The sequence below is a fragment of the Peribacillus sp. NPDC094092 genome (assembly GCF_050279365.1).
GTDB lineage: Bacteria > Bacillota > Bacilli > Bacillales > DSM-1321 > Peribacillus.
Map to the genome: position 1 here is coordinate 17,675 of NZ_JBNNUC010000011.1, position 23,209 is coordinate 40,883.

Below are 23,209 nucleotides of genomic sequence, written 5' to 3' on the forward strand. Positions count from 1 at the left end.
GTCTATTTTTTTGTCAGAATTTTATAAGCCGATAAGAAAAACGTTCGACGAAATTCTTCTTGAACAATCATTTGTATACAGGTTTTTGTACCATTTTTTCCAATACAGAAACGGGTGTTCTTTTTTTCTTTGAAGAAAAGCAAAGTTTTTAGGTTATTTTTGCGGAAAATAACACGAATAAATAATCAGGAAATGGAAACCGACAAACTTTATTTTTTTTGTTGACATTTTTTCTTCACGACTGTAAGATATAACTTGTGCTTCAGTAGCACTTACCATTATGGCGGCGTAGCTCAGCTGGCTAGAGCGTACGGTTCATACCCGTGAGGTCGGGGGTTCGATCCCCTCTGCCGCTATCTTTTTCTATGAAAATAACGGCCCGTTGGTCAAGCGGTTAAGACACCGCCCTTTCACGGCGGTAACACGGGTTCGAATCCCGTACGGGTCATCATATATCAAAAGAGCCTCTGCACACTTATTTCGGTAAGTGTACAGAGGCTCTTTTTGTATGTCATTGATAATTAAAAGAAGACAAGCCAGCAAGCTTGCCTTTATCTACACTATGAATAATTTCACAGGAAAAGTTGCTAAACTATTATTTTCAGCAGCAGTTTTATCCGCGTCTTCCTCCTCGACCTCCCCGTTTCGTTTCGGTGCTACGTTTAAGGGTCGTTAAGCGGTCTTCGCTATCTTTTAAGAATTTAGCCATTTTTTGCTCAAAGTTTTCTTTAGGTTGGAAACCATTACCTTTAGAGCGGAAGTCTTTGGAACGGCTGTCATTCCCTCTTCCTTGGCGCGGACGTGGTGTGTATGCAGGTTTTTGCTCAGCTTCAGGACGGTCTATCGCTTTTTTTATGGACAAGCCAATCTTGCCATCTTTGACGTTGATGACTTTCACCTCGACTGTATCGCCCACTTTTAAATGATCATTGATATCCTTGACATAGTTATCAGCCACTTCACTGATATGGACAAGACCGGTTGAACCTTGAGGTAGCTCTACAAATGCACCAAAATTAGTTATGCCTGTTACTTTACCTTGTAACTTGCTGCCTACTTCGATTGACATAAAAAAAATGTTCCTCCTTAGAAATGTTAAAAAAATCTCTTCACATTATATTATAACGAAAGTAAAAAAACAGTGTCAATATTAGTCACTATCTTCCTTCCCTTTTGGAAGGGTAAAAATGATCTCACCTTTTTCAGATAAGAAATAATCCCGTCTGGCTATTTTCGCTATATAGTCGTCGTCATTAAGCTTTACGATTTCTTCTTTAAGAAGGGTCTCGTCTTTTTTCAGTTCAGCTAACTTCCCCTTCAATTCTTGCTTTTGTTTAACTTTCTCATCCAATGCAACATTTTGCGTTATGAGGGTGGAAATGGCAAAAATCAAAAAGACAGCGGCGAAAATTGAGTAAAGGGTTAATCTACGCATTAGACCACGTTTCTTTTTTGCTACGGTTTGTACTTTTTTCTCTTGTTGAGCGACGTAGGGATTTTCCATTTTTGCCACTTTCCTTTTACGCAGGCTACTCATTTTTTATCGCTCCTCATTTCTTTTTATTTCTCCATCCATTTAGCGTTCTATATATAGAATTCTTTATTTTCAATAAAATCCCTTTTCCCTTATTATAAAACTTCCCGACGTTTTTCGTAACAAAAACCGGCAATAAATTCCACATATAAGTCAAAATCCATTTTAATGGTCTCCAGAATATATTCAAAATAAAGAGAAGTATTTTCCCCGTCCATTTTAATAATGCCAAAATGAACTTACCTATCCCGATGATGATGGCCAATACAGATATTAATACCCATTTTATCGGAAGAAATATCAGCATGTGAACCGAATTCGCTATAAATCTCGCCAATTTTATCACAAGTATTATCAAAAACTCTAATAAACGTTGATAGAAACCTTTGAAAAGTGCTTGATAAGCTGAAAAACCGCATAATAAGGCCAAAAATAAATAGAGGCGAAACTCTCCCTCGTTTACTAAAAACAAAACATAAAAAATAAGGAGACCCTGAATGATCCAGAAAAGGAAGTCATGGATGAATACAACCCACCTTTTCCTTTCTGAACGATTCAGGAACCGGCTATACGTATCCAGGGCAGCTCCAAAGCCACTGCCCATGCCTATCATCGCAAGCAACGTATAAAATTGGATCGTTAAGGTCATTTGAACAATTTGCCAAAGAAGCCTTTAGCTTTCTCCCCGGATTGCTCATCTAAATAAACAAGGTCGAAAATCTTTCCCTTAATGGAAACGATGCCTTTATCAACGTCTAAATTCTTCATTTGCAGGTTTTGGCCCCGTATGGATAAGAAACCCATTGACGTTTCGAGCAGGAATTCTTCATTATCGAAACTCTCAACTTGTTTGACACCGGTAATATCAAGTAAACGGCGGCCTTTCATCGTTACATCATGCTCTTGGGTCGTTCCCTTTGTGTATCCAGCATTCGGATCAATATATTGGCTCATTTTTTCATCCCTCACAGTACCACTGATTTTGTACAAGTGTATGTCCGTAAGAGTGGAATTAGAACCAAGCCTGTCCTTACTCCTCCGCTAGCTTTTCTTCCTTTACGATGGTATACATATCTGCAGCCGCTTCTTTTTTCGTCGTTTCTTGAATTTTATCGACACGTACCGTAACAAGCTTTTGACCGAACCTTACAGTCAACTCATCGCCATCTTTCACATTCGAGCTTGCTTTGGCCTGTTGTCCGTTAATCGTGATTCTCCCTTTATCCGCAACCTCCTTCGCAAGTGTGCGTCGCTTGATCAACCTTGAAACTTTTAGGAATTTATCCAATCTCATCGACATTCAAATCTCTCCTTTATTAAAGTCCTTTATCTTTTGCTTCATCCCAATATGAATCCAGTTCTTCCAATGTATAATCCTCAAATTTTTTGCCTGCCCTTTGAATGCACTCTTCTATATATGTAAAACGCTGGTGGAATTTCTGGTTTGCTTTGTAAACGGCTTCTTCCGCTTGTATGTCATGATAACGTGAAATGTTGACAAGCGCAAAAAAGAGGTCGCCCAGCTCTGATATTATTCTTTCGACATCCTTGTTCGGGCTAAATATTTCCTCTTCCAATTCCTGCACTTCTTCCTTGACCTTTTTCCAGGCTTCGGCTACCTCATCCCAGTCAAATCCAACCTTGGCAGCCCTTTTTTGATATTCTTCGGCCCGAAGTAAGTTTGGCAGCGATTTCTCAATACCATCCAGTATGGATTGCGGAGATTTTGTTTCGCTCCCTTTTTCACCTTCTTTGATTTTCTGCCAGTTCACTAATACATCTTCCTCGCCGTTCACTTCAACATCTCCGAATACATGAGGGTGGCGCCGAATCATTTTTGCCGTAATGCCTTCAATCACATCATCTATCGTGAACATGCCCTCATCTTCACCGATTTGTGCATGAAGCATCACCTGAAGCAGGACATCCCCAAGTTCACCAATCATGCCCTCATCGTCCTCTTCATCGATGGAATCAATCAGCTCATATGCCTCTTCTATTAGATATTTCTTCAAGCTTTCATGAGTTTGTTTCTTATCCCAAGGACATCCCCCAGGACCTCTAAGTTCTGCAATGACCTGCCGCAGCTTAGAAAACTCCCTATATCGTAAAGCTTCTTCGCTAACAGGAGGGACATAAACACTTGTCAAGTTACTTAACTCCATCTGACGGTCGAGTTCAAAGAGAGCGCATTTTGTCACTTTTTCCTGACTGCTTCCTGCCGCTGTAACGATATATACCTCGTAATCATCCGGCAGCTTTTCCATTAAGGTCAGCTTCACATTGGATGCACTGAATGCGTCATACACCTGTCCGATTATCATATGCTGGGAAATGTGCAAATCGTCTGGTGATAGAGCTGTTCCATCCAATAGCTGAAACCCTTCAATCGGATCGATTCCAACAGCCTGAAACAAGGGATCAAGGAAACTTTGCCCGCCTTCCAGCTTAATGGCTATTCCAAGAGACGGACCCTTTTCGAGCAAAAGCTGAACCGTTTTTTCCGCAACCATGGGATGCCCCGGAACTGCGTATAGTATGGAACGGTTTGAAGCCTCTTGTAATAATGTTCCGGCAATCTCTTCATATACGGCTTCAAATTGGTCGTGCTTTTCATATATCCCATCAAACGCCGTGAAATTGATTCCTTCCTTTTTCAAATCACCGATCACCGGATGATCGATCGTTCTGACGAAACATTGTTCGGTTTGTATCAATTTTTTATAAATCCCTAGTGGAAGCTGATCTAGATCCCCTGCACCTAGGCCTATTATCGTAATCTCATTCATGATTTCGCATACTCCTATTCGTTTTTATAAATCGTTTTAGCTTCGAACCGGCAGGTATAAGTGAAAGTTCTTCTTCGCCGAATAAGCCTGCACGAATGGCCGTCATCACAAAAATGGATGCACCGATCCCTACACCTATCAAAGCTTGGATCGTAGCTAACAACCGGCTCTCGCCCGAAAACGTCAATTCGAATAAACTATTGAATAAAACAACCGCCGTACCCATGTAAACCGTACTCTTCAAGATTATTAACACGTGCTTCTTTTCAATTAATGTCTTTCTAATATGTACTCTCAATACCACATAAAATAATACAGTCATGATCATAAACGCAATCACTGTTGCCGAGGCTGCCCCAGCGATCTTGTAATGGGGCACTAGAACAAGGTTCAAAGCCCACTTGCTGCCAACCCCCACAATCGTGATGATCACCGGCATGAACGAATGGCCTAGACTTTGAATCACTGCCGCTTCTGCCATTATGAGGGATGTGAATAAAATCGATAAAGAGAAAATCGCTAAAGTAATCGTCCCTTTGGAGTCCGTGAACAGCATATGGTTGACAGGCTTCATCGTCACCACCAGCCCAATCGCGGCAGCAAGTCCTATCGCCGCACTTACACGAAGCGCCAATTTGATCTTATTCAATAGTTCATGTTCACTTTTCCTCTGAACGAATCCGGATATTACAGGTACAAGCGCCAATGCAAAAGAATTAGCCACGACTGTACCCAGCTGAAGCAACGGTTGTCCTCGATCATATACCCCTTTCCATTCCTTGGCTTCCCTTTCCCCCATTCCCGTTTCCCTCAATAGGGAATACAGGTGCAGCGAATCGACAAACTGAAACAAGATAAGGATCAACCCTGTTATGCAAAAGGCCAACCCTTGGAAAATCAGGGCTTTGGAAATTTTGATGAAATTTACCGGTTTGATGCTCATTCGTAAAAAAAGCTTCCATTCTTCTCTTACACTGACGAAGGCAATAAGCAGGACCAGGCCAGTTATGCCGCCGGTTATCGAACCGAGGACCGCCCCCTTGCCGACCACATAATGAGAATAGCCTTGATATACGAATATTGTGGATAGAGCCAATATCGTCAACACACGGATGCATTGTTCAGCGACCTGCGAACTTGCCGTCGGCAGCATGTCGTTTATTCCTTGAAAATAGCCTCTTAACACAGATGAAATCGGCATTAATAAATAGGAATAGGCAACGATTCTCAGCAGATCGGCTAAATGCGGATCCTTCATCCATCCCGCAATCCAATCAGCTCCAAGGTAGAGTGCAGCAAACATCATGACCCCTATCGAACTTAAGACGATGAAAGAAGTCACTAAAATGTCCTTGACTGCAAAGTTATTTTTGGAAGACTCCCGTTCTGCAATAAGTTTGGATATGACTACCGGAAAGCCGAGTGTTGATAATGTAAAAGCAACGCCGTAGAAGGGATAAACCTGTTGATAGATATAAAACCCGATGTCACCCGCAATGTTCTGATATGGTATGCGATAGGCCGCGCTCAATACTTTTACGATAATCGCTGCAGCGCTCAAAATCAGCGCGCCCCGAAAAAGTTCATTTGATGTTTTATTAGGCTTTTCAGCCATCCTTTTTCCCCTTTTCACTCATATGTGGTAGTTATTATAGCATAATTCGACTGGTTATTTTTCAATTCCAGCCCATACTGTTAATTAGTTTCCATATTCACTTCGAAGTATATATTCTCCTCTCTATGTCTGCCCCATCTGGTCAGCCTTTTAGAAAGAACAAAAAGGACAGCGCGATTGCTGCCCTTTTCACCTTAAAAATTATAATGGCATGTCCAAGGTTATTGTTCCATTTGTCTAGCTAGGAAACTTGCTGCCGTTTCAACCGATTTCTGTTCCACTTCACCAATGGTGCTGTCTTTAGAGAAAATCAAGACGGCACCGATCGGGTCGCCACTCGCAATGATCGGAGCTGCAGTATAAGATTGGACCTCTTCATCATTGGAATCAACGAATGAAATTTGTCCATTTGGAGACTCGAGGACAGGATTTCTTTCTTCCATGATTTTTTCCACTAGTTCACTAACGCTTTTATTTAAGTATTCTTTTTTTGAGCCGCCTGCCACTGCAATGTAAGTATCTCTGTCACAAATCATAACTGGGTTTCCAAGGCTATCATAAAGTGCTTCTGCATATTCCCTTGCAAAATCGCCTAATTCACTGATAGGAGAGTATTTCTTTAAGATGACTTCCCCATCTCTATCCACAAATATCTCCAGTGGGTCTCCTTCACGAATACGGAGGGTCCTGCGAATTTCTTTCGGGATGACAACTCTTCCTAAATCATCAATTCGGCGAACGATACCAGTTGCTTTCATCTAATGTTGCCTCACTTTCATCTAATTGATTTGATAAATCCTCATTTTGTAGCAAAATCATCACCAGCTATTGTACTTAGTATTTTTCTAATGGTAAGTTCTATGCACTTTGAAAAAATTTTTCTTCTTGTTGCATTTTTTTACCATGGTACCTAAAAAAATTTCTTATCGAGGACAATTATTCAATTTTAGTTTTTAGTGGCTTGCGTCTCTTTTTTTACATACTGTAAACCCTTGGCCATCTCAAATAAGATATTAAGCCATTTGCTTTGTTCTACACCTTTTATGTGCAGGACCAGCTTCATTCGATTGCCGTCCATGCCGAAGCCCACCATTCGGCCATACTTCGATCCCAGCTCGAACACTTTTTGTCCATCCACATCGCTGCTGACCTTCTCCCTAAGGAGAATGCTGATTTCCTGCTTTAATTGTTTAATACTTTCAATTCCGGCCTTTTCAGCATATACCTTCATTTCGGCAATCATGAATAAATAGGAAACTTCTTCTGGATATTCTCCGAAACGATCGATCATTTCATCCTGTAATTCTTCCACTTCTTCAAGCGAAGCAATCCCTCTGAACCTTTTATACATTTCTATTTTCTGATGTCCATCCATTATGTAGGCATCAGGGATATAAGCATCCACTTCAACATCAATTTCCAGGGTGTTCTTTTCTTCGGCTGGCTGGTCATTACGTTTCGCATCTACAGCTTCTTTCAACATTTGTGAATACAGATCAAAACCAACTGAGTCGATGAAGCCATGTTGTTGAGCCCCTAGAATGTTTCCAGCTCCCCTGATGGATAAATCACGCATCGCGATTTTGAACCCTGAACCCAATTCTGTAAATTCCTTGATGGATTGAAGACGTTTTTCTGCCACTTCCGTCAACACTTTATCTTTCCTATAAGTGAAGAATGCATATGCCACCCGGTTGGATCGCCCTACACGGCCACGCAGCTGATAGAGCTGTGAAAGTCCCATTCTATCCGCTTCATTCACTATGAGCGTGTTGACATTCGGGATATCAACACCCGTCTCTATAATGGTCGTACTCACCAAAACATCATATTCGCCTTCTAAAAAGCTGAACATGACGGCTTCCAGTTCTTGCTCTGTCATTTGCCCATGAGCAAAGGTGACACGGGCATCGGGCACCAGCATGGAAATTTCTTCTGCTTTTCTTGCTATATCCTCTACCCGATTGTAAAGGAAATAAACCTGACCGCCCCTGGCCAATTCCCGTTCTATGGCTTCCGTTACCAACGAGCCATTATACTCCATGACATAAGTTTGGATCGGGAACCGGTTCTCAGGCGGTGTTTCGATTACAGACAGATCCCTCACGCCCAACATGGACATATGAAGGGTCCTCGGAATCGGCGTCGCGGTCAAAGTCAGTACGTCCACATTCGTTTTTAACCGTTTGATTTTTTCCTTATGTGTAACGCCAAAGCGCTGTTCTTCATCAATGATGAGCAATCCCAAATCACGGTACACGATGTCTTTGGATAAAATCCTATGCGTGCCAACGACAATATCCACCGTGCCGGCCTTCAATCCTTTAATCGTCTCGTTTTGTTGTTTTTTAGTCCGGAAACGGCTCATATGACCGATCGAAATGGGATAATCCTGAAAACGCTCCCTTAATGTTTCATAATGCTGCTGGGCGAGGATTGTGGTCGGAACAAGAAATGCAACCTGCTTGCCATCCATTATGGCTTTAAACGCCGCCCGGATCGCCACCTCTGTCTTCCCATATCCAACATCGCCGCATAATAAACGATCCATCGGCCGTTCACGTTCCATATCCTTTTTGATTTCGACTATGGAACGTAATTGATCTTCCGTTTCGTTATAAGCGAATGATGTTTCGAATTCTCTCTGCATATCACCATCAGGTGAAAAGGCATAGCCCTTTGCCGCTTCCCTTTCTGCGTATAACTTGATTAAATCATCGGCAATGTTCTCAACGGATGATTGAACCTTGCTTTTGACACGTTTCCATTCCGTTCCGCCTAGCTTATAAAGCTTCGGTTCTTTTCCTTCAGAACCGACATATTTTTGGACAAGGTCAATTTGGTCGACAGGAACATACAATTTGTCATCCGCTTGATAACGAATATTCAGGTAATCTTTATGGACCCCATTTATCGTAAGGGTTTCAATGCCCAAGTATTTACCGATACCGTGGTTAACATGAACGACATAATCACCGATCTTCAGTTCGGAATAACTCTTGATTCGCTCCGCGTTCGATAGTTTTTGTCTCCGTATTGATTTCTTTGACTTCTTATTAAACAATTCCGTTTCCGTAATGATACTGAACTTTTGCATAGGTAATTCAAAGCCGCTATTCAGGCTGCCGCGTAAAATCTGTACTTTACCTGGAAGAATGCTGTCCGCATTAAACAGTTCTGCTGCCTCTATATCATAATCGGCTAAAACCGAATGCAGCTTTTTTACTCGTTCTTCATCCTGTCCAAGTATGACGACTGTATATTTCCCTTTCTTCCAACGTTCCAGTTCAGCTTTGAACACATTCATCTGTCCATGGAAATTTTGCATTTGTTTACTGGCAAAATTCAGGATATTCTGAGGATTCGTATGCGGTACATGCCGTAAAAACAACGAAAGGTATACAAACGGCCTGCTGGATTTCATTATTAATTCCTGCATGGGATGAGCCAATTTGATGTCATGGATAATTTGTCCCTGACTTAAAAGATCCGTGTACCACCCAGCCTCTTCCTTTTCCAAAGAATCATTGATTTCCTGGATTCTACTGATTTCATCCAAGAAAACCAAACCATTCACCGGTAAATAATCTATTAAACTAGCTGGATCTTCATACGCTAAACTTAAGTATTTAAAGATTTTGTCGGGTATATTCCCCATTTTTAGCTGTTCTAGTTCATAACTGATCGTTTGGACCAGCTGTTCTTTGGTTTTCTCATCTTTAAGTTTCTTCAAGCTTTTACTTAATCCGCTCTCGAGCCTTGTTATGATTCTTTCGATATGCTCCGTCTCTAGCAAAGCCTCACTGACGGGGCCAATCGTCACTTTCTTGAGTTTCTCGATGGATCGCTGATCTTCGCTTGAAAAGGTCCTTATTGAATCTATTTCGGTATCGAATAATTCAATTCGTATTGGATTGGGTTCGGTGATCGGATAAATATCGATTATCCCGCCCCTGATACTGAATTCACCTGGGGAAGCAACCATTTCAGAGCGGTTATACCCCATGGCAATGAATTTATTAAGCGTTGGTTCAAGCTCGATGTCTTCCCCTAATTTAAAGATAAGCTGATGCCTCTTCCAAATATCCTTCGGAGGAAGCACACGACGCACCCCGGGAATCGGCGCGATGACAATCCCTTTCTTTCCCTCCGCCCAAAAGTTCAATGCCTCTACACGTTGGGCCCTTAATTCCGGGCTGGCAACACTCAAATCAGCCGCAATCAATTCATTGGCTGGATATATATATAATTCTTCCTCGGGAATGAAACTGGATAAGTCCTCATGGAATTTTTGTGCTTGCAACAAATTATGGGTTACTAATAAAATAGGCCTATTCGTCTTTTCATATACGGAAGCCAGCAATAGTGATCTCGAGGATCCTGTAAGACCAGAGACGATTTGCTCCTTAAGTCCTTCATCGATTCCGGCTATTAACGAATGAACATCATCTTGTTTGGAGAACAAGTTCTGCAATCCATTCATTTTCTTTCCCCCCTCTCTTTAACGTGCGAAAAACCAACCATTTATAATCCTTTTATTTGAACTTGGCCATTTTTCACCAAGCATTCTATTTAATAACGGCATTTTTATGCGCCTTGGTATTCCAGACAAACGGAAAAATGCTTTGGATTTTGTCCAAAGCCCTCTCCCGCTAATGAATAATATAATCGTTTTCATATAAATCAGGGTTTCTTTGCAGCGATTCATGGCAATCTTCACATATCGCCCTTACATGCATATCCCCTTCAGAATCATAAACGATCATCTCTTGTCGCTCTTCATCGGTAAGTTGATTAAAACCTAACTGCTCCGTACTCAGTGAGTGTGCCTCGATTGAGCCCAGCTTAGTTCCGCAATGTCGGCATCGATAATGGAGAGCCATTTGGTAACCCCCTATTTAAGTAATAGTGTTAGTATGTACAAAAGTAGAGGGGTTTTATTCAGCGAAACAGGAAGATATTATTCTTTACTTATATCTACTCTCTGCTTATTGGTTATATTCGTTCATGACCTGTAAAAACGGCTTTTCCATCCAAGCTTCACAAGAAGCTGCGCTTTTTTCGATCGTTGCCCCGACATGATCCCATTCTTCAGGCGAAAAACGCCCCAATACATAATCAGATACCGGAATGCGGCCAATCGGGCGGCCAATGCCTACCCTGATTCGATTGAATTCTTGCGTACCCAAATGGGCAATTGAAGATTTTATGCCATTATGACCGCCTGCACTACCTTTTTGACGAAGACGAAGCTTCCCTGGAGGCAAATCAAGATCATCATATATAATGACCACATCCGCGATATCCACCTTAAAGAAATGCATGACAGCCGAAATGGATTCTCCTGACAAATTCATGTAGGTTAAAGGTTTAAGCAATAAAACTTTTTCACCCTTCACCATTCCTGTACCATATATCCCCTTATGTTTTGCTTGATCAAGCGGAATCGACCATCTTTTGGATAACTCATCTATTACTTCAAATCCGACGTTATGCCGGGTTTTTTCATACTGTTTACCTGGGTTCCCTAACCCTACAATAATTTTCATGATTCACACTCCGTCATTACGGTTATTTAGGGAGTTACGCTGGGACGAAGTTTTTCCCAAGGTCATTGACCTTAGAAAAATAGTACCCTAATTTCAAGCTGGCCTGCAAGCGACAGGAGAACTAATTAGGAAAAATCCTAATTAAAGGAATCCATTGTGAAAAAAAATGGTCCGGTTTAAATTGCTGCATCCAGAGATTGAAAAGACGTAACCCGTTAAGAGCTACGCCTATTATATCACGATTCACTTGTTTAATCCTGGCATCATGACTCTGGTGATGCCTTGGTTTCCCTGCCTTCTTCATTTTCAGGGATACCGCCATCTTGCTGTTCACCTGTACTTATTTCCTCTTCCTGACGAGGAGCCAAAACGGATGCAACAACTTCTTCACCATCATTGTCGATTGTAACTTGCTTATTCGTTTGGATATCGGATATGTAGATTGTATCCCCTACCTGGAGTTCGGTAACATCAACATCGATGGAGTCAGGAATGTCATTAGGTTTAGCCGAAACCGTGACTTCATGAAGTGACTGCTGAAGGACACCGCCGTCCTTCACGCCTTTACAAACACCGACAAGATTAATGCGAACTTGCGCTTGTAATTGAGCGGACATATCTACAATTAAAAAGTCTGCATGATAAATGGAGTTTTTTATTGGATCCTTTTGATAGTCAGAGAGCATGACTTTATAACTTGCACCTTCCAATTCCAAAGAAATGATTCCATTGCGGCCTATTTCCTTGATTGTCTTTTGAAGCTCGATATTATTGACTGAAATGGCCGTACTGTCATTTTTATTGCCATATACTATCGCAGGGATTTCGCCGTTTTCCCTTAAATTCCTTAAATTAGAGTGTTTTGAATCCGTACGTTCTTTTGCAGCTAATATATTACTCATACATCCTCCGCCTTCCTAAATATGAATTACAAGTTCCTCTATATTTAACAATTCCCTAAATGGCGAAGCATTAAACATGAAACCTATAATCCGAAGGAAGCGAGAAGGGGATAAACATATGGGAAACATAGGTATTCGCCAGAAAATCTTTTTTCTCTAATTCAAGCGTGAATCGCCTTTTTTTCCATTTCCCCCTCAACCTGCATCACTCTGTCAAGGATTTGCGCTGCTAGTGATGAATATTGAATACTATCCTTTTTCCGTGGTCTCGGCAGATTGATTTCCTTATTCATGACGACCTTGCCTTCTTCGATTAATATGACACGGTCGGCTAGCATGACGGCTTCTTCAACATCATGTGTAACAAGCAGGGCAGTAAAGTCCCTTTTCCTCCATAGATCTTCAATCAGCCTTTGCATGCCAATTCTCGTCAAAGCATCCAATGCTCCTAAAGGCTCATCCAAGAGAAGAATGTCAGGTTGGTTCACCAGTGCCCTTGCTAATGCAACCCTTTGCTTTTGCCCCCCGGATAAAACGGACGGCCAATCACTTGCCCGGTCTGCAAGGCCAACTTGCTCCAGTAATTCCATGGCATTCGGCTTCCAATCCCCCTTCAAGCCTACACCAATATTTTCAAGTATTTTTTTCCAAGGATAGAGCCTTCCATCCTGAAACATCGTCCGTGAAGATTTATTCAACCCTTTCAATGGTTTTCCATTCACCAGTATCTGCCCGCCCGTCGGCCTTTCCAGTCCTGCCACAAGACGAAGCAAAGTGCTCTTTCCACATCCACTCTTACCGACAATGGCTACGAATTCCCCTTTTTTAAATGTGAGGTCCATCCCCTTTAATACTTCAAAATCCCCGAAATCCTTTCTTACACCCTGCAACTCCAATGAATTTTCATTTTTCATAGTAATGACCACCTCATTGGTATGATGGATGCCACTTCAAGCATCTTTTTTCGATTATTTTCGCCGCAACGTCCGATATTTTTCCCAATAAGGCATATAAGAGAATACTAAGAACAACAATATCCATCCTCATGAACTCCCGGGCATTCATAGCCATATATCCAATTCCGGAATTAGCGGATATTGTTTCTGCGACAATTAATGTGACCCACATGATTCCAAGAGAGAAGCGGATACCCACTAAAATGGATGGAAAGGCGGCAGGGAGAATAACATTCCAGAATAAAGAAAAGCCGCTTAATCCATAAACCCTCGCTGCTTCGATCAATCCCTTATCCACCGACTTCACTCCATGAAATGTATTTAGATAGATAGGAAAAAGAACCCCTAAAGCGACAAGAAAGATTTTCGCTTCTTCTTCGATGCCAAACCATAGAATCACCAGCGGTATTAAAGCTAAATGCGGAATGTTACGCAACATCTGAAGCGAGGTATCGAATAAGGTTTCCGCAATGGATGATAATCCATTTAATAAACCTAGTACAAAACCAATGATCCCACCTATTAAAAAGCCAATGAAGGCACGCTGGGCACTGATGCCGATATAATCTATAAGCTCACCTGTCCCCAATAAAGCGACACCTACTTGAAACACTTCAGTCGGGGCAGGCAATATCCGATCCGACAAAATCCCCCACAAAGACAGCAGCTGCCAAGTTACCAAAAGGAGAATGGGTACAAGCCAGGATATGAGTTGGAACCTATTGAACTTTTTGCTTAATTTTTTCTGCATATTCATTTTCACTTCCTTTTGTTGGGTAGTGGTCATTGGCCAGTATTTCCCCAAACGGGCTCGTAGCTTTTGAAACGGGACTTCCCAGCTGTTCAACAGGGAGTAAAGGGAATAATAATTCTGCAACTCTGTATGCTTCTTCAAGATGAGGGTATCCAGATAATACAAAGGATTCTATTCCAATCTCTTCATATTCCTTCATCCTGGCAGCAACATTTTCTGCACTCCCTACTAGTGCCGTACCGGCGCCTCCGCGCACCAGACCTACACCTGCCCAAAGATTAGGACTGATTTCAAGCGAATCCCTGTTTCCGTTATGGAGTTGCGACATCCGCTTTTGGCCCACTGAATCAAACCTTTCAAATATTTTTTGTGAATTTTCAATTATTTCGTCATCCACATATTTAATGAGTTCATCCGCTGCCTGCCAAGCTTCTTCTTCCGTTTCCCTTACAATGACATGCATCCTTATGCCAAACCTGACCTCACGTCCATATTCCGCTGCCTTTTTACGTACCTTTTCAATTTTTTCAGCCACTTGCACCGGCGGCTCACCCCAAGTCAAGTACACATCAATATGCTTTCCTGATATATCGATGGCCGGGTCGGATGAACCTCCGAAATAGAGCGGTGGGTACGGTTTTTGCACAGGTGGCAACAGGATATCCCCGCCTTCGACCTTTAGGTGCTCCCCTTCAAAGTCCACTTTGTCCCCGGACATCTCCTTTCTCCAGATATCGAGAAATTCATCTGTTTGCCCATATCGTTCCTTATGATTCAGAAATACGCCATCACCTGCCAGTTCGACCGGGTCCCCTCCAGTTACCACATTGATCAAGAGACGTCCATTCGACAGCCTGTCGAAGCTCGAAGCCATCCTGGCAGCCAAGGTTGGCGACATTAAACCCGGTCGTACCGCAACTAGAAATTTCATTCTTTCCGTTGCTGAAATCAATGAAGATCCCACTACCCATGCATCCTCACAAGACCGTCCCGTCGGAAGCAAAGCCCCTTCAAAACCCAAATGATCAACTGCCTGTGCTATTTGTTTTAAATAAGGAAGCGTGATTGGCCTCCCTCCCTTTGTTGATCCTAAATAGCGACTTTCCCCGTGTGATGGCAAAAACCAAAATACTTTCATTTTATTTCCCCCTTAATTTTTTTTAACATCTGCAGATGCATCCAGAACATTAATCTTGCTTGGGATTAATTTTAGATTGTAGAACGTATCGGCAATCTTTTGTTGATCATCCAAAACGCCATTGGAAATCTCCTCAAGACCGTATTCTTTTCTTTTTAATGTTTTTTCCAATGCCTCCACACGCATTCCAATTTCCGGAGATAGAAACTCAGCTACGTCCCTTGGGTTTTCTTCAATCCATTTATCAACTTTTATCAGTTCTTCTTTGATAATCTCCAAAGCCTCTTCGTTCCCGGCAAATGAATCAGTTGCCAAAAAGAATTCACGATTCGCCACCAATCCTTCTCCATCCTGAATCGTTTTCGTTTCAAGTTCCAGTTCCGCCGCTGATAAAAACGGATCCCATATTACCCAGGCATCGATTTGGTTTCCTTCAAATGCGGCCCTCGCATCAGCCGGCGGCAAGTAGACAGGCTGAATGTCATCAAGGGTAAGACCGGCTTCATCTAACGCTTTGACCAATAGGTAATGAACATTGGAACCTTTATTCAAGCCAACCTTCTTACCTTTTAAATCTTTCACATTTTTAATGGGCGAATCCTTTTGTACGACTATGGCCTCTCCCGATGGGTTTGCCGGCTGATTGGCAATATAGACAAGCGGAGCATTGGCCGCTTGTGCAAATATCGGCGGTGCCTCCCCTGTGTGCCCGAAATCAATGCTGCCGACATTCAAGGCTTCAAGCAGTTGAGGTCCGGCAGGGAATTCAGTCCAATCGACTGTATAACCCACTTCCTTTAAATGTTTTTCCAGCTCCCCTTTTGATTTTAAAATATTTAATGTCCCGAATTTTTGATAACCGATTCGGATGGTCTTATCCGATTCTTTTGCATCAGCACTTGTGGAACTGTTCTTTTCCTGCCCGCATGCGCTCACAATCAGCATGAAGATGCTGATGATGGACAGCAGCCATATCTTTCGTTTTTTCTCCATATTCTGCACACCCTTCTTAAACTATTTATATAAAGATAAAAGGCTCCTTTTCTTCACCAATGGGACAATAGGGCAAAAAGATGCCTAATGTTCAATGGTAAGTGAAAAGGAGCCTTCGGTAGTCCGATCGGCGTTAACCATTATGCAATTACATTCGTACAGGTTTTCATTCCATGACTATGATTTGAATTTGTATAGCTATTTTATTATTACTATTCATATCTGTCAACTAAGAATTTAATGTTTTTTGAAAATTCCAAACCAAAATACGGCGAGCCCGAAGGCCCGCCGTGTTTTGGTTAATTTTTTATTAATCGAATAATGTGCTGACTGATTGTTCCTCATGCACGCGAATAATTGCCTCTGCAATCAAAGGTGCTACAGAAAGTCCAGTGATTTTATCGATTTTCTTATCTTCAGATAGGGCAATCGAGTTAGTCACGACCAATTCCTTGATCGTTGAATTTTGAATCCTTTCGATGGCAGGGCCTGAAAGGACTGGGTGTGTACAACAAGCATACACTGCTTTAGCACCATTCTCCACAAGGGCATTGGCCGCTAGTGTAATAGTCCCGGCAGTATCGATGATGTCATCAATCAGTATTGCTGTCTTCCCTTCAATATTACCAATGATGTTCATGACTTCAGCCACGTTCGGTCTTGGACGGCGCTTATCGATAATCGCAATCGGTGCTTTTAGGCGATCGGCCATTTTACGGGCACGTGTTACACCACCATGATCTGGGGAAACGATGACGATATCACTTAAATCTTTTTCCTTGAAGAAATCAGCTAGAATCGGAACGGCAACAAGGTGATCGATCAGAATATCGAAGAAACCTTGAATTTGTGGTGCATGAAGATCTAATGTGATAACACGGTGGGCACCAGCCGTTTCTAAAAGATTTGCAACAAGTTTAGCTGTAATTGGTTCACGCGCACGCGCTTTACGATCTTGTCGGGCATAACCGTAATACGGCATGACAATATTGATCGTTTTAGCTGAAGCACGTTTAAGAGCATCGATCATAATTAAAAGTTCCATTAAATTTTCATTGACTGGTTGGCTTGTTGATTGGATTACGTAAACGTCACAACCACGAATACTTTCTTCAATATTAATCTGAACTTCTCCGTCACTGAAACTTGTTACGCTACATTTTCCAAGTTCAACACCGATTGCAGCAGCAATTTCCTGAGCTAAATCGAAGTTTGAATTTAAAGAGAATACTTTTAAATTAGGATCTAAATACTGATTTGACATGATGACCTCCGTCGGTTATTTATTAAATTTCAAATTCTTTACATAATCTTCTTTGTTAACTTGACGAGCCCGGGCAACGGATAGGGCTTCCTGCGGTACATCCTGCGTGATGGTTGACCCAGCAGCTACATATGCCCCTTCTCCTACCGTCACAGGTGCAACCAGATTAGAATTGCAGCCTATGAAGACATTGTCTTCAATCTTCGTCAAATGTTTATTTTTCCCGTCGTAATTCACGGTAATAGATCCGCAGCCTATATTAACATTCTCCCCAACCTCTGCATCTCCAATATAACTCAAGTGAGAGGCCTTGCTTCCTTCGCCAAAAACGGTCTTTTTAATTTCGACAAAATTACCGATCTTAACGGAATCCTTAATATCTGATTGAGGTCTGACATGTGCGAATGGACCGATTTTAACAAAACTTCCAATGTTGCTTTCGTGTACAACCGATTGGAGGACTTCCGTTCCATCACCAATTTCACAATTACTGATCTCCGTATTCGGGCCGATCAAGCAATCCTGCCCGATAATACTTTTTCCTTTAATGAATGACCCAGGGTTAATGACTGTATCCTGGCCGATTTGCACGTCCGCTTCAATGTACGTAGCTAGAGGATCGATGAGCGTTACACCATTCCTCATATGCGTTTCATTGATGCGTTTCCGCAAAATTTGCTCCGCCTGCGATAAAGCAACCCGGTCATTTACACCCAACGTCTCCTCGAAATCACTGGATTGGAAGGCCGTCACCACTTCGCCTTCCTCCTTTAAGATTTCAATGACATCCGGTAGGTAATATTCTCCCTGGACATTTTCATTTGAAACTTTTTTCAGCGCGCTAAATAATGCTTGGTTATCGAAGCAATATGTACCGGTATTTATTTCCTTAACATATCTTTCTTCATCAGTCGCATCCTTATGCTCGACGATTTTTTCTACAAGACCGCCTTCACCGCGAAGGACCCTTCCATAACCAGCAGGGTTATCTGCATATGCTGTTAAGATTGTTGCTTTCGCCTGACTTTGCTCATGCAATGCTATAAGCTCTTTCATCGTTTCCGCTTTAATCAGAGGCGTATCACCGCAAATAACAAGGGTCGTTCCACTTTTTACGGATAAAGCGCTTTCCGCTTGCATTACAGCATGTGCCGTACCTAATTGCTGTTCTTGTAAGGCATACTTGCATGAATCACCAAGTTGTTCTTGTACTTTTTCAGCACCATGGCCGATGACTGTTACAATATCTTCTATTTGAAGTTGATTGACTTGATCGATAACATGTTGTACCATTGGTTTCCCGCAAACAGGGTGCAAAACCTTATAAAGCTTAGATTTCATCCTAGTACCTTGCCCAGCGGCCAATATTATTGCATAGCGATTACTCATAACAGGCCTCCATTTTCACCTTTTTATCCACTAAAAATATTATCTCAAATAGTGATTCTTTTCAAGGTAACAATTAAAAGTACATATAATTGTCAACCAATTAGGTAAAAAAAGTTCGATTTCCGATAGCCTACTGAAGTTATTAATGAACCTTTTAGCATTATTTTAATTCATGGCCGATGTCATTTTCATTAATGGCATCGTACAGAAACCACGTCTCTACCCCTGTATGCCACCAGCAAGCCCCCTTTATCCCAAAACCTTGCCATGATCGCGCTAGACCTATGTACAAGCCATCTGGAAGTACCGCACCGTTTGTTCACTTCCATTCCAAAATCAGATTATCGATTCAATTCAGCTTTTGCTCATTAAATGGATCAAATCCCGCTTACAGGAATTTCAATTTCAGCATGAACAAAAAGGTTTAAAAATAATAAGGATGGGTACTTAAATTTTGAAGACATCACCTTAATTTTACATTTTTTATAATTAAAGCAAATTCATGCATGATAAGCGAATAGGTTCTAATCTTATCCGTTTATGAATACATAAAAAAGAGCACTACTTATGAAGTAGGCTCTAGATGCACGAATTATAAATTTAAAGTTTAAAAGTAAAGTTATTTTAAGAAGCACCTGCTCCAGCTTCCTCTAATTCAGTTTCAAGTTCTCCCAATCGATGATATTCTGTCAAGACAGCTTCTTGAATTTTCCCGCGTGTCGAGGAATTGATTGGATGAGCGATATCCCGGAATTCTCCATCTGGAGTTCGTTTACTTGGCATTGCTACAAATAAACCATTGTTTCCGTCGATCACACGAATATCATGAACCACAAATTCATTATCCAGTGTAATTGATGCGATAGCTCTCATACGACCATCCGTATTCACACGGCGTAATCTTACGTCAGTTACTTCCATTTAAGCTCACCATCCCTTTTTGTTGTTGTTAAAACTTAAAGTACATATTCAACAAAAAAACGTGAACTCCTTCTATTATCTGTAATTTTTTTAGAAAATTCAGCCTAGTTTTCAAAAACAATAAAAATCACGCTATATTACAGGAAAATACCCATTACGAATTTCCTAAAAAAATAAAAAAACGCCCGTTTATTTAACGAGCGCTACCACTTCTATTTCCACTAGTGCATCTTTAGGAAGGCGAGCAACCTCTACACAAGAGCGGGCAGGTTTGTGAGCAGAAAAATATTCTCCGTATATTTCATTAATCGAACCGAAATCATCCATGCTTTTAATGAATACTGTAGCTTTAATGACAGTTTCCAGTGAAGCCCCAGCTTCTTTCAATACAGCTTGGAGATTCTTGAAGACCTGGTGTGTTTGTTCCTTTACATCCCCAGTCACCATCTCACCAGAAGCAGTAAGTGGGATCTGTCCTGAACTGAAAAATAACTTATCCACGATCACGCCTTGTGAATATGGTCCAATCGCTGCCGGTGCTTCATCAGTATGTATCGTTTTCATTAAATGATTCCCCCTATTCCTTTTTCGTAAAATAATTCCCACGGCTTACATTGATCTTCTTGTCTCTTTCGACCACCTGCGTCAACTTGATTAGGGAAACATAGTCCTCGACAAGGCATTCCTCCGTATGTTCGGATTCGACCAGCACCGCTATTCCGGCAACTGTTGCCTTGAATTCATCCAATAGACTGACCATACCGTTAATGGTACCCCCAGCCTTCATGAAATCGTCTACAATTAATACATTCGAACCCTCAACCAAGCTTCTCTTAGAGAGTACCATAGTCTGAATCCTCTTTGAAGAGCCTGAAACATAATTGATGCTCACTGTAGAACCTTCCGTTACTTTATTATTCCTTCTTACTATGACAACTGGAACATTCAAATAATTTGCCACGGCGTATGCTAATGATATCCCTTTGGTTGCCATTGTCATGATGACTGAGACATTTTTATTGGCATACATTGAAGCGATTATCCTTCCAACCTTGTTCACGGTTTGCGGATGTCCTAATATATCTGTCATATATAGATAACCGCCAGGAAGTAACCTTTCGGGACTGGCGATCGTATCGCATAATCCGTCAATGAAGGCATTTGCTTCTTCTTCCTTGATGGAAACAATATATTTCACCCCACCTGCCGCGCCTGGAACGGTTGTTAAAGATCCTATCCCCCGTTGTTCAAAGGTATCTTTGATGATTGTCAAATCTTCACTGATCGAGGACTTTGCCGAACTATATCTTTCAGCAAAATAAGTCAGCGAAACAAGTTCCCCTGGATGTTCTAATAAATAATTGGTCATATCGACTAGCCTCTCGCTGCGACGAAATTTCATTGAGACACCCCCTTTGTGAATTCCGAATATTATATAGCAACTATACCACTAATGTACGTTTCTATTCAAGATTGTTTCGATCACCCAGTAAACGGACCGCATAGACTTGATCACAAAATCCGCGAAGTCCATTATAAATTCTCTGCATGCGCGAATCATGTTCCACCAAACCAAAAACGGTCGGACCGCTTCCGCTCATCAAAACCGAATCCGCTCCAAATGTTTTCATTTGATCTTTAATGTTCGCAACCTCTGGGTATAGCTGCAATGTCACTTGTTCCAGGACATTACCCAATCCTTCACATACATCGTGATAATTGTTTTCCATAATAGCCGAAATCATTCCAGGTACATCCGGATGCTCCATTTTTGAAGTTTGAAGCCTTTTGTATATATCTGCTGTCGATACGCCGATCGTCGGTTTGGCCAAGATGACCCAGCATTTTGGCGGTGCGGGAAGATGCGTGATTTTTTCCCCGCGCCCCCTGGCCAAAGCCGTTCCTCCATATACACAAAATGAAACATCAGAGCCAATTTCAGCCCCTATTTCCGCAAGTTCATCCATGGAAAGACCAAGCTTCCACAGTCTATTTAAGCCTCTCAAGGTAGCTGCGGCATCACTGCTTCCACCAGCAAGTCCTGCAGCTACAGGTATATTTTTCTCTATAGTTATGGAAACACCTTTATTGATCCCAAAACGTTCCTTTAGAATAAATGCAGCTTGATAAGCTAAATTCCGATGATCATCCGGAACAAATCGATTATGGGATAGAATTTGAATATGGTTTCCCGTTATTTCCTTTAGTTCAATTCTATCGGCAAGGTCGACTGTCGTCATGATCATTTCCACCTCATGATACCCATCAGGCCGTTTGAAAAGCACATCCAAAGCCAAATTTATTTTAGCCGGGGCTTTTTCCATAAGCTTCAATATGTCCACCTACTTTAACGTTCTTAAAAGTTCTTGTCCTATTCTATCATATTTGTTTATATTCTAAAGGTTTTTTCATCGTAATTTCAATGTAATGAAGCTAAGATCGGCCCTTAGAGGTGAATAGACACATGTAGGCACATCGGAGAGCAGCAGCTTGCTGCATCCCTAAAGACTTGCTACATATCCATATAGCATTCACCGATACATAAAAAACCAGACTCCTTAACTACAATGTAAGCAAAAATGAATCGAGCTATACATTGTATAGAGAGTCCGGCTTCTTTGAACATGACGGCATGATGCAATTAAGTGTTTTAACTTACTCTTTGTTCACCAATTGACGTTGTGCTTTTTCGATAGCAAGTTTTACCATGTTCCCTGCGTCCCTGGCCCGGATTCCTCCCCAGCCTTCTTTCTGGACAACATCGTAAAATCCAAGTTCTTTAGCCAATTCCTCTTTAAGATCATTTGACATAATCCCTTTTTTCCTGCTCAAGCGAAGCAACCCCTTTCACATGCCGTCACATGCCTAGTGTTTGCATCATACGCTATTTCATTACATCCTTTTTAAGCCTTTATTGGAGCCCACAGGTATTCTATACAAAACAAAAAGCAGCAAACCAAGTTGTTCGCTGCCCCGTCTAAGTTACATCTCTTGTTGTTTGTTTAAAAATGTTAGTTCTACGGTTTCCGTTAAAACATCCGCATAGCTGTAAGATACTCTTTCAAACGCATTTTCATCTTGGTCGAGCTCAATTACAAAAACAGCCGGATAAGTTTCCGCCAAAGTTCCGAATCGTTCTACAGTCTTTCTTCTTCCACCGTTTGCTTTTAAGAGCAATCTTTTACCTAGGTTTGAATCAAGTGCAGTTTTAATATCAGCTAGAGTTTTTGGCATTTTCGGTCCACCTCACTAAGTTAAGTATATCACAATTCACAAATATACGCAAACAAAATAATAAATTATATCAGCACTTAAAAATGTAGTCAATATATTTTTATCTGAAATTCGGCAAAATCGCGAACAATTTTATTATATCCTGGGAAATGAAAAATTATGTAAACGAAC

At 41.5% G+C, this 23,209-nt stretch carries 24 protein-coding genes and 2 tRNA genes; 2 read left to right on the forward strand and 24 right to left on the reverse strand.

Annotation, left to right across the window (positions count from 1 at the left end; translation table 11 throughout):
• Positions 1-282 precede the first annotated feature (282 nt).
• Together ACQKNS_RS26080 and ACQKNS_RS26085 are read left to right on the forward strand one after the other, a co-directional pair.
• Positions 283-356, forward strand: a tRNA-Met gene (locus ACQKNS_RS26080).
• 20 nt (positions 357-376) lie between these two features.
• A tRNA-Glu gene (locus ACQKNS_RS26085) sits at positions 377-448 on the forward strand.
• Positions 449-613: 165 nt separating this feature from the next.
• Here ACQKNS_RS26085 and ACQKNS_RS26090 read toward each other — a convergent pair.
• The 24 genes from ACQKNS_RS26090 to veg form a co-directional block, all read right to left on the reverse strand.
• Positions 614-1,069, reverse strand: coding sequence for a S1 domain-containing RNA-binding protein (locus ACQKNS_RS26090; protein WP_101225920.1), 456 nt, complete (start codon positions 1,067-1,069; stop codon positions 614-616).
• 81 nt (positions 1,070-1,150) lie between these two features.
• Entirely contained in the window at positions 1,151-1,537 is a 387-nt protein-coding gene (locus ACQKNS_RS26095) for an FtsB family cell division protein (RefSeq protein WP_427646110.1), read from the reverse strand.
• Between the two features lie 13 nt (positions 1,538-1,550).
• Positions 1,551-2,183 (reverse strand): spore cortex biosynthesis protein YabQ, encoded by a 633-nt coding sequence (yabQ, locus tag ACQKNS_RS26100; RefSeq protein ID WP_427646111.1) that lies wholly within the window; start codon positions 2,181-2,183, stop codon positions 1,551-1,553.
• Complete coding sequence (gene yabP / locus ACQKNS_RS26105; RefSeq protein ID WP_034316308.1) at positions 2,180-2,488, reverse strand: sporulation protein YabP; 309 nt, start codon at positions 2,486-2,488, stop codon at positions 2,180-2,182. Before yabP ends, yabQ begins: the two co-directional genes overlap by 4 nt.
• Positions 2,489-2,564: 76 nt before the next feature.
• On the reverse strand, positions 2,565-2,828 hold the full coding sequence (locus tag ACQKNS_RS26110) for an RNA-binding S4 domain-containing protein (protein WP_034316386.1): 264 nt from the start codon (positions 2,826-2,828) through the stop codon (positions 2,565-2,567).
• A 22-nt stretch (positions 2,829-2,850) separates the two neighbouring features.
• Positions 2,851-4,323, reverse strand: a complete 1,473-nt coding sequence (mazG, locus tag ACQKNS_RS26115; RefSeq protein WP_427646112.1) for a nucleoside triphosphate pyrophosphohydrolase — start codon at positions 4,321-4,323, stop codon at positions 2,851-2,853.
• Complete coding sequence (locus ACQKNS_RS26120) at positions 4,316-5,938, reverse strand: putative polysaccharide biosynthesis protein (RefSeq protein WP_427646113.1); 1,623 nt, start codon at positions 5,936-5,938, stop codon at positions 4,316-4,318. Before ACQKNS_RS26120 ends, mazG begins: the two co-directional genes overlap by 8 nt.
• A gap of 221 nt (positions 5,939-6,159) precedes the next feature.
• Positions 6,160-6,696 carry a stage V sporulation protein T gene (spoVT, locus tag ACQKNS_RS26125; protein WP_063235918.1) on the reverse strand — a complete coding sequence of 179 codons (537 nt, stop codon included), beginning with the start codon at positions 6,694-6,696 and terminating at the stop codon, positions 6,160-6,162.
• Between the two features lie 188 nt (positions 6,697-6,884).
• The gene (gene mfd, locus ACQKNS_RS26130) at positions 6,885-10,421 is read right to left on the reverse strand and encodes a transcription-repair coupling factor (protein WP_427646114.1); all 3,537 of its coding nucleotides are present in this window, start codon (positions 10,419-10,421) and stop codon (positions 6,885-6,887) included.
• Positions 10,422-10,590: 169 nt separating this feature from the next.
• Positions 10,591-10,821 (reverse strand): anti-sigma-F factor Fin family protein, encoded by a 231-nt coding sequence (locus tag ACQKNS_RS26135; protein WP_034316319.1) that lies wholly within the window; start codon positions 10,819-10,821, stop codon positions 10,591-10,593.
• Positions 10,822-10,926: 105 nt separating this feature from the next.
• Positions 10,927-11,487: an aminoacyl-tRNA hydrolase gene (gene pth / locus ACQKNS_RS26140; protein WP_427646115.1), complete on the reverse strand. Its 561-nt coding sequence runs from the start codon at positions 11,485-11,487 to the stop codon at positions 10,927-10,929.
• 263 nt (positions 11,488-11,750) lie between these two features.
• Positions 11,751-12,389, reverse strand: a complete 639-nt coding sequence (locus ACQKNS_RS26145) for a 50S ribosomal protein L25/general stress protein Ctc (RefSeq protein WP_427646116.1) — start codon at positions 12,387-12,389, stop codon at positions 11,751-11,753.
• A gap of 161 nt (positions 12,390-12,550) precedes the next feature.
• Complete coding sequence (locus tag ACQKNS_RS26150) at positions 12,551-13,303, reverse strand: ATP-binding cassette domain-containing protein (RefSeq protein ID WP_427646117.1); 753 nt, start codon at positions 13,301-13,303, stop codon at positions 12,551-12,553.
• A gap of 13 nt (positions 13,304-13,316) precedes the next feature.
• On the reverse strand, positions 13,317-14,102 hold the full coding sequence (ssuC, locus tag ACQKNS_RS26155; protein WP_427646118.1) for an aliphatic sulfonate ABC transporter permease SsuC: 786 nt from the start codon (positions 14,100-14,102) through the stop codon (positions 13,317-13,319).
• Entirely contained in the window at positions 14,065-15,237 is a 1,173-nt protein-coding gene (gene ssuD, locus ACQKNS_RS26160; protein ID WP_427646119.1) for an FMNH2-dependent alkanesulfonate monooxygenase, read from the reverse strand. The genes ssuC and ssuD overlap by 38 nt, the downstream gene beginning before the upstream one ends.
• Before the next feature lie 12 nt (positions 15,238-15,249).
• Positions 15,250-16,230 carry a sulfonate ABC transporter substrate-binding protein gene (locus ACQKNS_RS26165; protein WP_427646120.1) on the reverse strand — a complete coding sequence of 327 codons (981 nt, stop codon included), beginning with the start codon at positions 16,228-16,230 and terminating at the stop codon, positions 15,250-15,252.
• A gap of 310 nt (positions 16,231-16,540) precedes the next feature.
• Positions 16,541-17,494, reverse strand: coding sequence for a ribose-phosphate diphosphokinase (locus tag ACQKNS_RS26170; protein WP_057276495.1), 954 nt, complete (start codon positions 17,492-17,494; stop codon positions 16,541-16,543).
• A 15-nt stretch (positions 17,495-17,509) separates the two neighbouring features.
• Positions 17,510-18,883 carry a bifunctional UDP-N-acetylglucosamine diphosphorylase/glucosamine-1-phosphate N-acetyltransferase GlmU gene (glmU, locus tag ACQKNS_RS26175; RefSeq protein ID WP_427646121.1) on the reverse strand — a complete coding sequence of 458 codons (1,374 nt, stop codon included), beginning with the start codon at positions 18,881-18,883 and terminating at the stop codon, positions 17,510-17,512.
• 624 nt (positions 18,884-19,507) lie between these two features.
• Positions 19,508-19,804, reverse strand: a complete 297-nt coding sequence (spoVG, locus tag ACQKNS_RS26180) for a septation regulator SpoVG (protein ID WP_034316332.1) — start codon at positions 19,802-19,804, stop codon at positions 19,508-19,510.
• A gap of 189 nt (positions 19,805-19,993) precedes the next feature.
• A complete protein-coding gene (locus tag ACQKNS_RS26185) occupies positions 19,994-20,368 on the reverse strand; it encodes a RidA family protein (protein ID WP_053537019.1) in 375 nt (124 codons plus the stop codon).
• A 13-nt stretch (positions 20,369-20,381) separates the two neighbouring features.
• On the reverse strand, positions 20,382-21,206 hold the full coding sequence (gene purR / locus ACQKNS_RS26190; RefSeq protein ID WP_427646122.1) for a pur operon repressor: 825 nt from the start codon (positions 21,204-21,206) through the stop codon (positions 20,382-20,384).
• Positions 21,207-21,267: 61 nt separating this feature from the next.
• The gene (ispE, locus tag ACQKNS_RS26195) at positions 21,268-22,137 is read right to left on the reverse strand and encodes a 4-(cytidine 5'-diphospho)-2-C-methyl-D-erythritol kinase (protein WP_034316338.1); all 870 of its coding nucleotides are present in this window, start codon (positions 22,135-22,137) and stop codon (positions 21,268-21,270) included.
• A 322-nt stretch (positions 22,138-22,459) separates the two neighbouring features.
• Positions 22,460-22,636 (reverse strand): small, acid-soluble spore protein, alpha/beta type, encoded by a 177-nt coding sequence (locus ACQKNS_RS26200; protein ID WP_034316340.1) that lies wholly within the window; start codon positions 22,634-22,636, stop codon positions 22,460-22,462.
• Positions 22,637-22,786: 150 nt separating this feature from the next.
• Positions 22,787-23,038 (reverse strand): biofilm formation stimulator Veg, encoded by a 252-nt coding sequence (veg, locus tag ACQKNS_RS26205; RefSeq protein WP_034316343.1) that lies wholly within the window; start codon positions 23,036-23,038, stop codon positions 22,787-22,789.
• Between the last annotated feature and the right edge of the window lie 171 nt (positions 23,039-23,209).

Bases quoted from the DNA above. Each gene is read 5' to 3' on its own strand.
- ACQKNS_RS26090 (WP_101225920.1), bottom strand. From the start codon at position 1,069: ATGTCAATCGAAGTAGGCAGCAAGTTACAAGGTAAAGTAACAGGCATA.
- ACQKNS_RS26095 (WP_427646110.1), bottom strand. From the start codon at position 1,537: ATGAGTAGCCTGCGTAAAAGGAAAGTGGCAAAAATGGAAAATCCCTAC.
- yabQ (WP_427646111.1), bottom strand. From the start codon at position 2,183: ATGACCTTAACGATCCAATTTTATACGTTGCTTGCGATGATAGGCATG.
- yabP (WP_034316308.1), bottom strand. From the start codon at position 2,488: ATGAGCCAATATATTGATCCGAATGCTGGATACACAAAGGGAACGACC.
- ACQKNS_RS26110 (WP_034316386.1), bottom strand. From the start codon at position 2,828: ATGAGATTGGATAAATTCCTAAAAGTTTCAAGGTTGATCAAGCGACGC.
- mazG (WP_427646112.1), bottom strand. From the start codon at position 4,323: ATGAATGAGATTACGATAATAGGCCTAGGTGCAGGGGATCTAGATCAG.
- ACQKNS_RS26120 (WP_427646113.1), bottom strand. From the start codon at position 5,938: ATGGCTGAAAAGCCTAATAAAACATCAAATGAACTTTTTCGGGGCGCG.
- spoVT (WP_063235918.1), bottom strand. From the start codon at position 6,696: ATGAAAGCAACTGGTATCGTTCGCCGAATTGATGATTTAGGAAGAGTT.
- mfd (WP_427646114.1), bottom strand. From the start codon at position 10,421: ATGAATGGATTGCAGAACTTGTTCTCCAAACAAGATGATGTTCATTCG.
- ACQKNS_RS26135 (WP_034316319.1), bottom strand. From the start codon at position 10,821: ATGGCTCTCCATTATCGATGCCGACATTGCGGAACTAAGCTGGGCTCA.
- pth (WP_427646115.1), bottom strand. From the start codon at position 11,487: ATGAAAATTATTGTAGGGTTAGGGAACCCAGGTAAACAGTATGAAAAA.
- ACQKNS_RS26145 (WP_427646116.1), bottom strand. From the start codon at position 12,389: ATGAGTAATATATTAGCTGCAAAAGAACGTACGGATTCAAAACACTCT.
- ACQKNS_RS26150 (WP_427646117.1), bottom strand. From the start codon at position 13,303: ATGAAAAATGAAAATTCATTGGAGTTGCAGGGTGTAAGAAAGGATTTC.
- ssuC (WP_427646118.1), bottom strand. From the start codon at position 14,102: ATGAATATGCAGAAAAAATTAAGCAAAAAGTTCAATAGGTTCCAACTC.
- ssuD (WP_427646119.1), bottom strand. From the start codon at position 15,237: ATGAAAGTATTTTGGTTTTTGCCATCACACGGGGAAAGTCGCTATTTA.
- ACQKNS_RS26165 (WP_427646120.1), bottom strand. From the start codon at position 16,230: ATGGAGAAAAAACGAAAGATATGGCTGCTGTCCATCATCAGCATCTTC.
- ACQKNS_RS26170 (WP_057276495.1), bottom strand. From the start codon at position 17,494: ATGTCAAATCAGTATTTAGATCCTAATTTAAAAGTATTCTCTTTAAAT.
- glmU (WP_427646121.1), bottom strand. From the start codon at position 18,883: ATGAGTAATCGCTATGCAATAATATTGGCCGCTGGGCAAGGTACTAGG.
- spoVG (WP_034316332.1), bottom strand. From the start codon at position 19,804: ATGGAAGTAACTGACGTAAGATTACGCCGTGTGAATACGGATGGTCGT.
- ACQKNS_RS26185 (WP_053537019.1), bottom strand. From the start codon at position 20,368: ATGAAAACGATACATACTGATGAAGCACCGGCAGCGATTGGACCATAT.
- purR (WP_427646122.1), bottom strand. From the start codon at position 21,206: ATGAAATTTCGTCGCAGCGAGAGGCTAGTCGATATGACCAATTATTTA.
- veg (WP_034316343.1), bottom strand. From the start codon at position 23,038: ATGCCAAAAACTCTAGCTGATATTAAAACTGCACTTGATTCAAACCTA.